The 13,776-nt window shown below is 60.7% G+C and carries 12 protein-coding genes; 5 read left to right on the forward strand and 7 right to left on the reverse strand.

Translation table 11 applies throughout. The features are described from left to right. Positions 1 to 257 precede the first annotated feature (257 nt). A complete protein-coding gene (locus tag SIN04_RS13225; RefSeq protein WP_134489892.1) occupies positions 258 to 1,220 on the reverse strand; it encodes an alpha-E domain-containing protein in 963 nt (320 codons plus the stop codon). Positions 1,221 to 1,357: 137 nt separating this feature from the next. Further along, complete coding sequence (locus SIN04_RS13230) at positions 1,358 to 2,815, reverse strand: circularly permuted type 2 ATP-grasp protein (RefSeq protein ID WP_341264469.1); 1,458 nt, start codon at positions 2,813 to 2,815, stop codon at positions 1,358 to 1,360. 359 nt (positions 2,816 to 3,174) lie between these two features. On the opposite strand from SIN04_RS13230, the gene SIN04_RS13235 reads away from it, so the two are divergent. The 3 genes from SIN04_RS13235 to SIN04_RS13245 all read left to right on the forward strand — a co-directional run bounded on the left by SIN04_RS13235 (position 3,175) and on the right by SIN04_RS13245 (position 5,359). Next, positions 3,175 to 3,384: a hypothetical protein gene (locus SIN04_RS13235; RefSeq protein ID WP_134489894.1), complete on the forward strand. Its 210-nt coding sequence runs from the start codon at positions 3,175 to 3,177 to the stop codon at positions 3,382 to 3,384. Between the two features lie 65 nt (positions 3,385 to 3,449). Beyond that, entirely contained in the window at positions 3,450 to 4,085 is a 636-nt protein-coding gene (locus SIN04_RS13240; RefSeq protein ID WP_341263964.1) for a fasciclin domain-containing protein, read from the forward strand. A 209-nt stretch (positions 4,086 to 4,294) separates the two neighbouring features. Continuing rightward, the gene (locus SIN04_RS13245) at positions 4,295 to 5,359 is read left to right on the forward strand and encodes a hypothetical protein (RefSeq protein WP_134489898.1); all 1,065 of its coding nucleotides are present in this window, start codon (positions 4,295 to 4,297) and stop codon (positions 5,357 to 5,359) included. 9 nt (positions 5,360 to 5,368) lie between these two features. On the opposite strand, the gene SIN04_RS13250 is transcribed toward SIN04_RS13245, so the two are convergent. The 4 genes from SIN04_RS13250 to SIN04_RS13265 all read right to left on the reverse strand — a co-directional run bounded on the left by SIN04_RS13250 (position 5,369) and on the right by SIN04_RS13265 (position 9,525). Then, a complete protein-coding gene (locus SIN04_RS13250; RefSeq protein WP_134489900.1) occupies positions 5,369 to 6,115 on the reverse strand; it encodes a YebC/PmpR family DNA-binding transcriptional regulator in 747 nt (248 codons plus the stop codon). Positions 6,116 to 6,330: 215 nt separating this feature from the next. Continuing rightward, entirely contained in the window at positions 6,331 to 7,023 is a 693-nt protein-coding gene (locus SIN04_RS13255) for a glutathione binding-like protein (RefSeq protein ID WP_134489902.1), read from the reverse strand. Positions 7,024 to 7,210: 187 nt separating this feature from the next. Beyond that, complete coding sequence (gene rpoH / locus SIN04_RS13260; RefSeq protein WP_174510859.1) at positions 7,211 to 8,116, reverse strand: RNA polymerase sigma factor RpoH; 906 nt, start codon at positions 8,114 to 8,116, stop codon at positions 7,211 to 7,213. Between the two features lie 359 nt (positions 8,117 to 8,475). Continuing rightward, positions 8,476 to 9,525, reverse strand: coding sequence for an RluA family pseudouridine synthase (locus tag SIN04_RS13265; protein WP_244605801.1), 1,050 nt, complete (start codon positions 9,523 to 9,525; stop codon positions 8,476 to 8,478). A gap of 721 nt (positions 9,526 to 10,246) precedes the next feature. Here SIN04_RS13265 and SIN04_RS13270 point away from each other — a divergent pair. Further along, positions 10,247 to 11,473 carry a GNAT family N-acetyltransferase gene (locus tag SIN04_RS13270; protein ID WP_197731976.1) on the forward strand — a complete coding sequence of 409 codons (1,227 nt, stop codon included), beginning with the start codon at positions 10,247 to 10,249 and terminating at the stop codon, positions 11,471 to 11,473. 216 nt (positions 11,474 to 11,689) lie between these two features. After that, complete coding sequence (locus tag SIN04_RS13275; protein ID WP_166795931.1) at positions 11,690 to 12,355, forward strand: class I SAM-dependent methyltransferase; 666 nt, start codon at positions 11,690 to 11,692, stop codon at positions 12,353 to 12,355. 98 nt (positions 12,356 to 12,453) lie between these two features. On the opposite strand, the gene SIN04_RS13280 is transcribed toward SIN04_RS13275, so the two are convergent. After that, complete coding sequence (locus SIN04_RS13280; RefSeq protein WP_134489906.1) at positions 12,454 to 13,776, reverse strand: HlyC/CorC family transporter; 1,323 nt, start codon at positions 13,774 to 13,776, stop codon at positions 12,454 to 12,456.

Genomic DNA, 13,776 nt, shown 5'->3' on the forward strand with positions numbered 1-13,776 from the left:
CCCAACGAAACATCTGACGGGCACATCGCGGCCGATGCGCGGCGGGTCTTGTCGGCAACAAAAAAGAGCGGGTCCGGACGGGCCCACTCTCGATACGGCATTCATCCGACTAAGATAAACGCTATGAGAAGATTGAATAAACAGAATATAGCCCTTTCAGCGGGGCGGCGCAAGCCTCCAGCGGAATTGATTCGGTCGAAGACGCCAATCGGGGGGCGGGCGCCGCGCCTAAGCTGCAAGCGCGCCAATCAAGCGCGCTAATACTGCAGATATTGCTCGCTGATCGTATTTCCAAGACGATCATTGTCCTGAACGAAGCCCGTGATGAATTCATGCAGGCCGATCTTGAAAATTTCGCTCGTCGTCGCGTTTTCGAGCCGCTGCATGACGGCATGCGCCTGTTTCTGCGCCGGGCCGGTGCGCCCATAGGCTTTCGCGATCGAATCGAGGAAATGAACGATATTGTCGTAGCAGGCGATAAGCGAGCGCGGCATTTCGAGCTTCAGGATCAAAAGATCGGCGATGAGCCAGGGCTTCACGTTTTCGCGGTAGACCCAATGGTAGGCGGTCAGCGCCGAGACGGCGCGCAAAATCGCCGTCCATTGGAAATAATCGAGCGACCCGCCGACGGCTTCGTTTTCCGGCAGCAGCACGTGATATTTCACGTCGAGGATGCGGGCGGTGTTGTCCGCGCGCTCGATGTAAAGGCCAAGGCGCGAAAACCAGTAGGCGTCATTGCGCAGCATGGTGCGATAGGCCGAGCCGTCGTAATCGAGGGACGTCTTTTTCACAAAATCGAGGAAGCGCGACAGTTCCCGCCGGTCATATTGGCCGCGCGAGGCATTATTGGCCTCAAACCGCTTGAGCTCGATCCAGGCGCCGTTGATCGCATCCCACATTTCGACGGTGAGAGCGGTGCGAACCGCCCGCGCATTGGTGCGCGCCAATTCGATGCAATTGCGGATCGAAGACGGATTGTCCGGCGCGAAGGTGAGATATTCGACGACGCTCTGCTCCTCGGCGGCGGCGCCGCGCGTCTCGCGAAAGCCGGCCGCCGCGCCGGAGGATTCGAGCGCGCTTTCCCATTCGGTTCCGGTCCCGGAATAATTCGTCGGCAGGGTCGCCAGACGTTGCGTCGCTTCGACGATGCGGGCGAGGAAATCGGCGCGCTCGACATAGCGGGCGAGCCAATAGAGGTGATCAGCTGTGCGGGAGAGCATTGCCTGCTTCTAAGCCTCTCTTAAGTCCAATGGGCGACGAGCTTTGGGAAATAGGCGGGAAATCGGAAAGACGCAGCAAGAGGTGGGCAAGATCCTGAGCGGCGCGATCGGCGGCCGCCACGAGGCCGGTTGCGAATTTAAGCGAGCTGACTCTGGCTTTGACTCTGGCTTTGAAACGCCGCCGGCGCATCGAAAATCGAATCATCGACGATCCAGGTGTCCTTGGTGCCGCCGCCCTGACTGGAATTGACGACAAGCGAGTTTTCGATCAGGGCGACGCGCGTAAGGCCGCCCGGCACCACGCGAACGCCGTTAGTGCCGGTGAGAACGAAGGGCCGCAGATCGACGTGACGCGGCGCGATTCCTGTGTCGAAGAAGGTCGGCGTAGTCGATAGCGCGAGCGTCGGCTGAGCGATGAAATTGTTCGGGTCCTTCGTCAGTTTGGCGGCGAAAGTCTCGATCTGCGCCTTGGTCGCGCGCGGGCCGACGAGCATGCCATATCCGCCCGATCCATTGACCTCCTTGACGACGAGATCAGGAAGATTGGCGAGCACATGGCGCAAGGCTTCCGGCTCGCGGCAGCGCCAGGTCGGGACGTTCTTCAAAATCGCCTTCTCGCCGAGATAAAATTCAATGATCTCGGGCACATAGGTATAGATCGCCTTGTCGTCGGCGACGCCCGTGCCGACCGCGTTGGCGAGCGTGACGTTGCCGGCGTGATAGGCGCGCATCAAACCCGGAACGCCAAGCACCGAATCGGGATTGAACACCTCAGGATCGATGAAATTATCGTCGATGCGCCGGTAGAGCACGTCGATCTTTTTCGCGCCCTGTGTCGTGCGCATGTAAAGCTTGTCGTCTTCGACAAAAAGATCGCGTCCCTCGACGAGCTCGACGCCGAGCTTGTCGGCCAGAAACGAATGTTCGTAATAGGCCGAGTTGAAGCGGCCGGGCGTCAGGAGAGCGATGGTCGATTGCCCGCCGCTCCCGAGCGGAGCGACGGAGCGCAGCGCCGCCAGCAGCACGTCGGGATAATTCTCGACGGGGGCGACCCGATGCTCGGCGAAAAGATCCGGCATCAGCCGCATCATCACCTCGCGGTTTTCCAGCATATAGGAGACGCCGGACGGCGTGCGGACATTGTCTTCGAGCACATAGAAATCGTCTTCGCCGGTCCGCACGACATCAATCCCCGCGATCTGGACATAAATATCATGGGGCACCGGCCGCCCGACCATTTCCGGGCGAAACTCGGAGTTTTTGAGGATGAGATCGGCCGGGATCTTGCCGGCCTTGATGATTTCCTGCGCGCCATACACGTCTTTGAGAAAGCAGTTCAGCGCCTTGACGCGCTGGAGAAGGCCGGCCTCGAGCCTGGCCCATTCCGAACGCAGCATGATGCGCGGGATGATGTCGAAGGGAATGAGACGCTCGCCGGCGTCCTTTTCGCCATAAACGGCGAAGGTGATTCCCATCCGTCGAAACAAGAGTTCGGCCTGGGCGCGGCGCGAGGCGAGGTGCTCAGTCGAGGTTGCGCCGAGCCATCGCGCGATTTTGCTGTAGACGGGGCGGACTTTGCCCCCCGCCAATGTCATTTCGTCGAAATAGCGCCCGTCTCCCAATAGCTTGAGCTCCTTGCTGAGAATCGTTCGGCTATTTGCCGCTTATCCTTGGATAAGCATTTTGCATACCAGAGAGCGGGAGTCGGCCGAGGTCAATCCGGTCAAACTAACTGATTTCCTCTCTTTTGACGAAGGAATTGGCGAGCGCCATGAGCCAAAGCAAAACGACGTCGATTGACTTGAAATGAGACGCTTATGGTTAACGGTCTGGAAAGAACTCGCAGCTAACTTGCGGATATCGCAACACGCGGGCGCGCCGCGCCTCTTCGTCTCCGCCCCGCGTGGCGTCCCAGCGTGGCGTCGCCCTTTTCTCCAGCTGAAGGAGCGCCGCCATGTCTCTTGCCTCCACCACCCCCGGCTCTCGCGAACGCCGCTCCTCGCCGCGCAGGGGCGCTGAAGGCAACACGCTGGCGCAGGTTCTGCGGCTCGCCGCTCTCGTCATTCTCGCCGTGCTGTGGATCGGCGTCGCCGCTATGCAGAAGCACCGCCGCGACATCGCGCCGGACGCCGCGGCGACGCTTCATTCCGCGGCGATGCGCTGATATAAACCCGAGGCCCAATCCGGCCGATGACGGATCGGCTGGGCCAGGAACCGCGACTGAACAGGATGATGAAGCCGCATTTTCTCCCGCTCGCCGCGGCTCTGGTCCTGCTCGGGGGCCAGCCGCCGATTTGGGCCGAGGACGCCGCGCCTGAAGCCGCCGCCCCGGCGGACGGCGCGACCTCCAGCACAAAAAATGCGGATGCGGAATTTGATATGTCGGTCGAGGTCGGCGGCGCGCCAATGTACGCCTCGAAGACCATTATCGAGAACGCCGCGACTTCAAAGGATCACACCCGTTTCGTCGCGGACGCCGAAACCTCGGGGCTTGCCGGAACTCTGGCGGAAAGCGGCCCTTTCACTGTTTTTGCGCCCGTCAACAGAGCTTTCCTGAACCTGCCGAAAGCGACAGCCGACGCCCTGCTGAAGCCTGAGAATGCCGCAGCTCTAAAAGCCGTCGTGGCCTATCACGTGCTGGCGGGAAAATTTTCAGCGGCGGATTTCGTCGCCGCCATCCGGAAGGGGGAGGGAAAGGCGACGTTCAGGACGCTTGAGGGCGAGGATCTCACGATTGTGCAGGATGGCCGCAGGCTTCAGATCATCGACGCAAGGGGCGACCGGGCGATTGTGACGATTTCGGACGTGAACCAGAAAAACGGCGTCATCCACGTCATTGACACGGTCCTTCTGCCGAAAAGCTGAGCATTGAGCCGGCGTCATCGGCGAGCCGCGCGCCCGCGAGCAGACCTCGGGGCGCCGACTTCCGGGCGCCGGGCGAAAGTCATATTAATGCTGGGTTTTGCGGCCAAAGGCTTTTTCGCATACGGTTTATTTGGATATCATTTTATACAAATGTCCTCTTCGTCCTCCCATGACCCCGGGTTGAGCGTGCTGCTTTGATCGAACAGGCGATGCTATTCGCCCTTGGATTTCTGATCGCAGGGCTGCTCGCTCTCGTGATCGCTCCGGCGTTTTGGCGGCGCGCCATACGCCTGTCGACGCGGCGGCTCGAAATGCTGGTTCCGTTGTCGACGCGGGAAATCATCGCCGAGCGCGACCTCCTTCGCGCCGAATTCGCCGTCGAACGCCGAAAAATGGAACAGAAGGCCGCGGCGCTCAATGCGATTCGCATGCAGGACATGGCCGAGCTCGGCCGCAGGGCGATTCAGCTTGTTGAAAAGAGCCATCACCACGCCGCGCTCGAAAGTCGCTATCGCGAGCAGGCGGCTGAGCTCGCGGCGGCGCGTATCGCCTTGGCCGAAGCCCAGGCTGAACTCGCCGCCGCCAATTCGGCGCTGTATGGCGCGGACGGCCTCAACGAGCTGAAGGAGCGCGATCTGACGCAGCTGCGCGGCGAAATCGCGACGGCTAAGGCTCAGGCTGCAAAGCAAAGCGCAGCTTTGGCCGATTTTGAGGCGCTTGTGACGATGCAACAGGCACATCTCGTGGCCGCCCGCAACGACATCGCCCGGCTGGCCGACGAATTCGCGACCCTGCGCCTCGAACGCGACGCCGGCGCGGCGACGCTCAAGGCGACGGCGGCGCAGCTCGCCGACCGCGAAGAGGCTCTGACGATCGCGCAAAACAGAGAGGCGGAGCTGCTGCGGCGGCGCAAGCGGCAGATCGAGACGTCGCGCGCCGTCGAGCGGCGGCTGGTTGAGAAAATCGCGCGGCTGAACGCCGCCGACGCGGCCGCGCGTCAGGATCTCGACGCTGCGAGGGAGCGTTCCGACGGTCTCGCGCAAGAGCTCGCGGCGCTGCGCCGCCTCAGCTCGGGGCGCGAGACGGCGCCCGCTTCCAGCGAGCGCGAGGAAAACACCATTTTGCGTCAAAACATCAATGAAATCGGCGCCGCCATCATTCGCATGGCCGGGCTCGCGCTCGACACCGCGCCGCCCGAGCGCTTCGACGAAAGCTCCGACAAAGCCGCGGCGCGCGCGCTCGCTAAAGCGCATCTCGCGGCGAAATCGAAGTAGCGGCCGCGATCAGCCGCCGAGCTTCGCCACCAGCGCGTCGGAAATTTCATAATTGGCAAAGACATTCTGGACGTCGTCATTGTCCTCGAGCAGGCCGATGAGACGCAGAATCTTTTCGCCCGCTTCATCGTCGACGCTGATCGTCGTCTGCGGCTTCCAGATCAGGCTGGCTTTCGTCGGTTCGCCGAACTTGCTCTCCAGAGCCTGCGCGACGTCGCGCAAACTCTCGAGCGAGGTGATGATCTGATGCGTTTCCTCGTTTGATTGAACGTCGTCCGCGCCGGCCTCGATAGCGGCCTCAAGCATCGCCTCTTCGGAAGCGGCCTTCGCCGGAAATTCGATGAGGCCGACATGATCGAACATGAAGGACACGGCGCCGGTCTCGGCGAGGGATCCGCCGACCTTGGTGAAATAAGAGCGGACCTCGCCCGCAGTGCGATTGCGGTTGTCGGTCAGGGCCTCGACGATGACGGCGACGCCGCCTGTGGCATAGCCTTCATAGCGCACTTCATCGTAGTTTTCGGCGTCGGCGCCGGACGCTTTCTTGATGGCGCGCTCAATGTTGTCCTTCGGCATGTTTTCGACGCGCGCGGCGATGACGGCGGCGCGCAGGCGGGCGTTCATGGCGGGGTCCGGCAGGCCGAGCTTGGCTGCGACGGTGATTTCGCGGGCGAGTTTGGAGAAGAGCTTGGAGCGGATCGCGTCCTGCTTGCCCTTCTTGTGCATGATATTTTTGAATTGGCTATGTCCGGCCATGCCCGAAAATCCCGTCCCCTCTCCGTCACAAGCGCTCTCAACAGCATTTTCAGGCGAAGCGGCTGGCGCTTTGCGTCAAGAAAATGCGATCAGACAAGGAGATACGAAGACGGTCCGATTCGGAACATCCTCCCTCCCTGAGCGCGGAGCGCCAGCATATAAGCCGGGAATGGCCGGAAATAAAGACCCGCGCGCATGGGCGCGGGCGCCTCTGTTCAAGCCCGACCCGTCTGCCCGAACAGGATCTTGCGGGATTCTTCGTCGGCGATGGTCGGCAACTGATTGATCGTGGCGGCGAGCGCATAGGCCCGCAGGGTCGCCGGCCGCGCCGCGATCGTCTCGAACCAGATTTTGAGGTGAGGAAAATCCTCGAGATCCTGACCCTGGTTCTTGTGCGGCACGATCCAGGGATAGATCGCCATGTCAGCGATCGAGTAATCGCCGGCGACAAAGGGCCGGCCCGCGAGGCGCTTGTTCAGCACGCCGTAAAGCCGGTTGGTTTCCTTGACATAACGCTCGATCGCGTAGGGAATTTTTTCCGGCGCATAAATGTTGAAATGGTGATTCTGCCCGGCCATCGGCCCGAGGCCGCCCATCTGCCAGAACAGCCATTCGAGCGTCGCCACCCTTGCGCGAAGGTCCCGGCTCAGGAATTTGCCTGTTTTTTCGGCAAGGTAGAGCAAAATCGCGCCGGATTCGAAGACCGACACGGGCGCGCGCCCATCATCCGGATCACGATCGATGATCGCGGGAATGCGGTTGTTCGGCGCGATCGCCAGGAATTCGGGCGTGAATTGCTCTCCCTTGCCGATATTGACCGGATGGATCGCATAGGGCAGTCCGGCCTCTTCAAGAAAAAGCGTGATCTTGTGCCCGTTCGGCGTCGTCCAATAAAACAGATCGATCATTTCTCTCGCGCCGCGGAAAGCATGGCTCAACCATGCAGAAGGGTTCAAAGAGCGCTTAACGCCCCGTCACATATGAGCGTATCAGCGCGGCTTTCCTGAAGCCATCCATCAAAAAACCGCGACCGCCTCGCGGGAGGCGGTCGCGATTTGTCTCCAATAAAGCCAGAGCGGAGCGACGACGCGAGGCCTACGCGGCCGGCCCGGCGATCTGCGGCGTCCGCGTTTGCATCTCGATACGCGCGACGCCGGCCTTTACGGCGGACTGCACCTTTTCAAAGGCGCGCACTTCGATCTGCCGCACACGCTCGCGCGAGATATCGAATTCGTCGGAGAGCGCCTCCAGCGTCATCGGATCGTCGGCCAGCCGGCGCGCCTCGAAAATGCGGCGCTCACGATCGTTCAACACGCCCAGCGCGTTATGCAAGGCGCCGAGGCGATTGTCTTTCTCCTCACGATCGAGAAGCGTGTTCTCCTGGCTGGCGCTATCGTCGACGAGCCAATCCTGCCACTCGCCCTCGCCCTCTTCGCGCAGGGGCGCGTTGAGCGAAGCGTCACCCGACATGCGCCGGTTCATATCGACGACGTCCTGCTCGGAAACGCCGAGCCGGTGCGCGATCTTCGCCACATGGTCAGGCTTGAGGTCGCCTTCTTCCAGCGCCGAAATCTGACTCTTCACCTTACGCAGGTTGAAGAAGAGTTTCTTCTGGCTTGCGGTCGTGCCCATCTTCACGAGCGACCACGAACGCAGGATATACTCTTGAATTGACGCGCGGATCCACCACATTGCGTATGTGGCGAGACGAAAGCCTTTATCCGGCTCGAAGCGTTTGACGGCTTGCATCAAGCCGACGTTCCCTTCGGATACGACTTCGCTGATCGGCAAACCATAGCCGCGGTAACCCATCGCGATTTTGGCGACGAGCCTCAGATGCGACGTCACGAGCTTATGGGCGGCGTCCTTGTCAGCATGTTCGCGCCAACTTTTCGCCAGCATATATTCTTCCTGCGGCTCCAGCATGGGGAACCGTCTGATTTCATTCAAGTAACGAGCGAGCCCACTCTCACTTGAGATCATCGGCAGCGCAGCACTCATAATTTCCACCTCCAGGGGGACCCCCGTCTCGGCAGGCCCAGGCGTGGCCACTCAAGGAGTCGGCCACACAACATCAGAATATATGGCGCCTGAACCAGTGCTGAAAGGGGCGCGCCATGTTGCAGCGCATTACATTTTCGCAACATTGGCGGCCGTTGGGGCGCCGTTCTTAAGCACGGCTGTTGGCCGTTTAGGAGAGTCAATAACCACTACGCGCGGCGCCCCTTCAAGGTTTCACATTAACGGAAAAATGAAGACAGGCCTGACCGCCGCCAGGAGAAACCGCGCGCCGCGCTCAACGCTCGTCATTATCGCTCGTCCCGCTTGCGCGACGCTGTGCGGGAAGATTGCCTTTGCGATCATTTCGCGCCCGCCGCCAAAGCCGCCTGCAGATCCAGCATGTCTCGCGGCGGCGCGCTTTCGAAGTGAAGCGGGGCGCCCGTCACCGGGTGCGCAAAACCCAGTACGGCGGCGTGCAGGGCCTGCCGCGCCAAAGCTTTCAGCGCCGCTTGCGCTTGCGGCGAAAGGCGCGCGGCTTTGCTTTTGAAGCCCTGTCCGTAGACCGGATCGCCAAGAAGGGGATGTCCGATGCTCGCCATATGCACGCGGATCTGATGCGTGCGGCCGGTCTCGAGCCGGCAGGCGATCAGGCTGGCGTCGGCGCCGAAGCGTTCAAGCGCGCGCCAATGAGTCACGGCGTGGCGCCCTCGCGCCTCTGGGACAATAGCGATTTTTTCTCGGTCAACGGCGTGACGCCCAAGCGGCGCGTCGATCACGCCCGACGCACGCGTCGGCGTTCCCCACGCCAAACATAGATATTCGCGTGTCAGGGATAGAGTCTTGCCGTGGTCGGCGAAGGTCTTCGCCAGCCCCTGATGCGCCTCATCAGTCTTGGCGACGACCATCAAGCCCGAGGTATCCTTGTCGAGCCTGTGCACGATGCCCGGCCGCCTCACTCCCCCAATGCCGGACAGGCTCGCGCCGCAGTGAGCGATCAGCGCATTGACCAGCGTCCCATCGAGATGCCCCGCCGCCGGATGGACAACCAGCCCCGCCGGCTTGTCGATGACGAGCAAATGATCATCCTCGAACGCCACATTGAGCGGGATGTCCTGTCCCACAGGCGCGGCGTCGATCGCCGCCGGAACCTCGAGGCCGATGGTCTGCCCCGCGCGCACACAAAAACTGGCGTCGGTCACTAAGGCGTCATCGACCGCGACACAGCCGGCCTCGATCAGCGCTTTCAGCCGCGTGCGCGACAGGGAAAGTCCGCAGGCGGAAACCTCGGTCGCGAGAAACCGGTCAAGCCGCTCGCCGCCGCGCTCCGGGCCGACGCGAAAGGCGCGCGAGGAAGCCTTGCCCCTCTCCGCGGCCCCTAAATCCGCTTGATCCCTCAAATCCGTCGGCACCTTCGATCCCCTTCCCGCCCGCTTCCCTGACATATAGGGAGGCGGCAAGATTCCGCCCCGCCTAAGCGCCAGCCCCGCCGCCACGAGCCATCGTCTGCGAAACAGGGCCGCGGCGCGCCCTCAATGTCCGCCCCAGCCGCTTATATTCTGTATTTGGAGCGCCCCGCCGCAAAAAGCATCGCGATCTTTCCGACGCCCGCCAAAGTTCGCGACCGGCGCGCGCCCCGGCTTATGCGGCGTAGAAGGGCGCCCGAAGAAAACGGCCGACGATATCGAAAGCCGATTTGTTCAGGGCCAGTCCTCTGCTACTCTTGCATCATTGAATGAACCCCGCTTCGGCCGGAGCGCGCATGAGAGGCTGCGCGCAAGCAATTGCGACGAACTGTTTCAAAGCCTCAAGTCGGCGCCGGACGGAGCTTGGGGCGCGCATCAGATCTCGATCAATGTGCGCCCCTCAAAAAGACGAAAAATTATAATGCCGAATGGCGGCATAAAATTAGAGTAATATTCCTCGGTCAATCGAGCCGACGGTAGTCCGAAATTTGTAATATTCCTGCCATATCAGCCAGCAGTGTATAGTATATTTTTATCCCGAACCCGATCGACCCTGGATGAGCGCGCTGTTGAGGCGCGTCAACAACCCCGGCCCCTGAAAAATTAGAATTGCGTCGATCAAACCCGCCCGCGTTCGATCGACGCCAAAAGAATCAGAGAGACGATCATGCAAAGCATGGATCACAAATCAACGGCCTTCGATCCACAGGGCGACATGCCCGACGACATGACGTCCGGCCGCGGAAACCGCCTCCGGCGCGAAATCATAATCATCGAAGATTTGGACGCGTTTAAAGCCCTGCGCCGCGCCTGGGAGGAACTCGCCGCCGCCGCGCAGGACTATTCTCGATGCGCGACTTATGGGTTTTGCGAAGTCGCCGCGGCGCGCGTGCTGGCCAAGAGCGCGGCGATCAACATAGCGATGGTCTACGACGATGGCGGTTTGCTGGCGATCTGGCCGCTCGCCATCCATCGCAAGGGTCTATTGCGGATCGCCAAGGGTCTGACATGCGGAAGCGGCGAAGAATATGGCGGGCCACTCGTCAGAGGCAGAGCGGACAAGGAGGCCGTCGCGGCGGCGGTTAGCGCCGCCATGAAAGCTCATGCGGACATTCTGGAGATTGTTCTCGTTGAGGAGGGCAGCCTCCTGCAAGAGGAGCTGGACGCGGCTCCGCAATCCTGGATGCTGCCCCTCTTGCCGCGCCGCCTCGGCTCGCTTCCTGGATACGCGATACGGCTGCGGGGAATACCTCGATGGGAGGACTTTCTCGCCACTCTTCCGCGGTCTCTTCGCAAGAACTTGCGCCAAGATCTTAAGCAGCTGAACGCGAGCGGTCGCACTGAGATCGGCTGGTGTACGACGGTCGATGACGCCGAGGCGGTTCTGACCTGGCTGTTTGCGAACAAGCGGCAGTGGTCTCAGTCGCGCGGGCTGAATACGCCGTACCTGCAAGACGATCGATTGAAGGATTTCTTCGTCGCGCTCGCCGGTCACACGGATTTATCGTCCATTCCGCTTGTCGCCTTCGTGAAGGTGAACGGCGTTCCGGTCGCAGCCGCCGTGAATTTGGTTGGAAAGTCATGCGTCGAGGGTTTTTTCACGACATATGATGACGCATTTCGCCTCTATTCGGTCGGAACCTTGCTGGTGGAGTTCCTGGTGAAATGGTCACACGCCAACGATCTCGATTTCGATTTCCGGCCACTAGAGGGTAGTTATAAGGCGCGTTGGGCGAATAGCGAGACGCGTCACAAGACGCGCATCATATTTCTCAGCCCACGCGGTCGTCTCGCGGAACTTTCATTGCTGGCCGGGCACATGTCTCGCCTCGCGGCCAAAGTTCGAAAAATTATCATCTCGGGTTTCGCGAAGGTCAAAGCGCGTGTCGCTTGACGCCAGGCGCCCTCGATCTCACCCGTATAAATTGGCGTTTCGCGCAGGTCGGCTTGCTTCTCAATTGACATCGGCTCGTCCGCCCCTCCTGCGCGACAGGTTTTGCTGCGCGGACCCTGGTTTGGCAGGCAATCAAGTAGATTATGTGCGGCTGAATCCATTGTTTGAATGCAGCTATGGAATCGCGGTTATCGTCCCCAGCAAGAGAGCCCGGATATGTCGATTTTGAATTCACCGGTTCTAAGCGGTTTGCGCAGCAATCTGCGGCTCGCCGCGGATCGTCTGATTGATTGGCGCTGGAGAATCAACACTCTTCCGGAAGTTGACCCCGCCGCGAACGTTGGTTCTTCCTCCGAGAAAGCCGGAAAATTCGACGACGCCACACAGAACCAACCCTGCAGTTATTTGCTTGTCTTTTGGTTCGTCGGCCGCATTGTCTTTAAGCCAGACGATGTCTTTTTCGACATCGGATGCGGAAATGGACGGGTGCTTTGCTATGTCGCGCGAAAGCGCGTGTCCAAAGCCGTGGGGATCGAGTTATCTCCGGTCTTCGCCGCCAAAGCGACGGCAAACGCGGAACAATTGAGCGGTCGCTTATCACCCATTGAGGTGCGTTGCGGCGACGCGGCGCAGATGGATTACAGCGACGGAACGGTATTTTTCCTCAACAATCCCTTCGGCTCCCAAACATTGCAATTAGTGTTGGACAACATCAAAAAAACGATCGAATCCAATCCACGGTCAATCCGCATTTTCTACCTCAATCCTTTTCATTCCTCCGTATTTCGGTCGTCCGGCTGGCTCAAATATGCTGGCGCAAAAAAGGACTCTCTCATTAGGCAGGAAATGGAGCTGTGGACATATGACGGGACGCGCGGGTAGAGGGACAGCTCAGTGACCGGATCTGCGCGACCGGCGCGCGTCGATGAGGAAATTGAGCGCCAGCCCGCCGCGCCTTCAGGCGGCGACGCATATTGCGGTCAACGCGGCGCAGCCAGACCAGCCTTTTCCGCGGCGGAGGCCGGCAGTATCCTCAGCAAAGTGATCCGGTTCTTGGTTTTCCGCACGACCTCGAAGCGGAAGCCGTGGAAGGTAAAGACCTGCCCCGACTCGGGGATCGCGCGCGCCTCGTGAATGACGAGGCCGGCGATCGTTGTCGCTTCTTCGTCGGGCAGGTTCCAGCCCATCACCCGGTTCAGGTCGCGGATCGGCACCGACCCTTCGACGGTGACTGAGCCGTCTGCCTGCGGACGGACGCCCTGAACGACAAGATCGTGCTCATCGGAAATATCGCCAACGATCTCTTCGAGAATATCCTCCAGCGTGACAAGTCCCATCACGACGCCATATTCATCGACGACGATCGCGAAATGCATCTTGCGCTTCAAAAATGCCTGCAACTGGTCCTGCACCGGCGTCGTGTCCGGCACGAACCAGGGTTTGAGCGCGATGCTTTCGACATCGAAATGCTCGAGTTTGCCGCCCGCTTCGTCGAGCGCGCGTAAAATATCCTTGGCGTGCAGAACGCCGATGATGTTTTCGGGATCATCGCGCCAGATCGGCAAGCGCGAATAGGGCGCCTCGACGATCTCGCGGATCAATTCCTCTGGCGGCGAATCGGCGTTGAGCGTCAGCATATTGGTCCGATGCACCATGACGTCGGAAACCTCCAGATCGCGCAGATCGAGCAGGCCGCCGAACATGTCGCGATCCGATCGCGCGACGCCCCCTTCCTCATGCAGAAGATCGACCGTGCTCTTCAATTCCTCGTGGCCGGAGAGAATCGAGCGTTGCTGGCTCGCGCCGACTCCAACGAGCTTCAGGACGCCGCGCACGAGAATCTCAACCGCGACGAGCACCGGGCCGAAGATTGCGACGAAGAAGGACAGCGTCCGCGCCACGAGAAGCGACATGCGATCGGGATAATTGATCGCCACGGTTTTGGGCAGGACTTCGGCGAAGACGAGGAGCAGCACCGTCATGATGCCGGTTGCGTAAATCGCGCCGCGATCGCCGACGAGGGCGACGAGAATGCTCGTCGTAAAGGCCGAAGAGCCGATATTGACCAGCGTATTGCCGAGCAGGCATGCGCCGATCAGCCGGTTGCGGCTCGATAGAAGGCGGTTGACCAGAGCCGCCCGCTTGTCGCCGCCCTTCTCCAATGCGTGCATGCGCGCGCGGGACGCCGCGGTCAACGCTGTCTCGGAGCCGGAAAAAAAGGCCGATAGGGCGATGCACAGAAGGATGGTGGCGATTGCGATCCACAATGAGACCGGCAGAACGTCGGCGCCTGCGCCGTGCAT

Source organism: Methylocella tundrae (assembly GCF_038024855.1).
In the GTDB taxonomy this organism is placed as follows: Bacteria; Pseudomonadota; Alphaproteobacteria; order Rhizobiales; family Beijerinckiaceae; genus Methylocapsa; species Methylocapsa tundrae.

Bases quoted from the DNA above. Each gene is read 5' to 3' on its own strand.
- SIN04_RS13270 (WP_197731976.1), top strand. From the start codon at position 10,247: ATGCAAAGCATGGATCACAAATCAACGGCCTTCGATCCACAGGGCGAC.
- SIN04_RS13275 (WP_166795931.1), top strand. From the start codon at position 11,690: ATGTCGATTTTGAATTCACCGGTTCTAAGCGGTTTGCGCAGCAATCTG.
- SIN04_RS13255 (WP_134489902.1), bottom strand. From the start codon at position 7,023: ATGATCGATCTGTTTTATTGGACGACGCCGAACGGGCACAAGATCACG.
- SIN04_RS13235 (WP_134489894.1), top strand. From the start codon at position 3,175: ATGTCTCTTGCCTCCACCACCCCCGGCTCTCGCGAACGCCGCTCCTCG.
- SIN04_RS13240 (WP_341263964.1), top strand. From the start codon at position 3,450: ATGATGAAGCCGCATTTTCTCCCGCTCGCCGCGGCTCTGGTCCTGCTC.
- SIN04_RS13280 (WP_134489906.1), bottom strand. From the start codon at position 13,776: ATGCACGGCGCAGGCGCCGACGTTCTGCCGGTCTCATTGTGGATCGCA.
- rpoH (WP_174510859.1), bottom strand. From the start codon at position 8,116: ATGAGTGCTGCGCTGCCGATGATCTCAAGTGAGAGTGGGCTCGCTCGT.
- SIN04_RS13250 (WP_134489900.1), bottom strand. From the start codon at position 6,115: ATGGCCGGACATAGCCAATTCAAAAATATCATGCACAAGAAGGGCAAG.
- SIN04_RS13225 (WP_134489892.1), bottom strand. From the start codon at position 1,220: ATGCTCTCCCGCACAGCTGATCACCTCTATTGGCTCGCCCGCTATGTC.
- SIN04_RS13230 (WP_341264469.1), bottom strand. From the start codon at position 2,815: ATGACATTGGCGGGGGGCAAAGTCCGCCCCGTCTACAGCAAAATCGCG.
- SIN04_RS13245 (WP_134489898.1), top strand. From the start codon at position 4,295: ATGCTATTCGCCCTTGGATTTCTGATCGCAGGGCTGCTCGCTCTCGTG.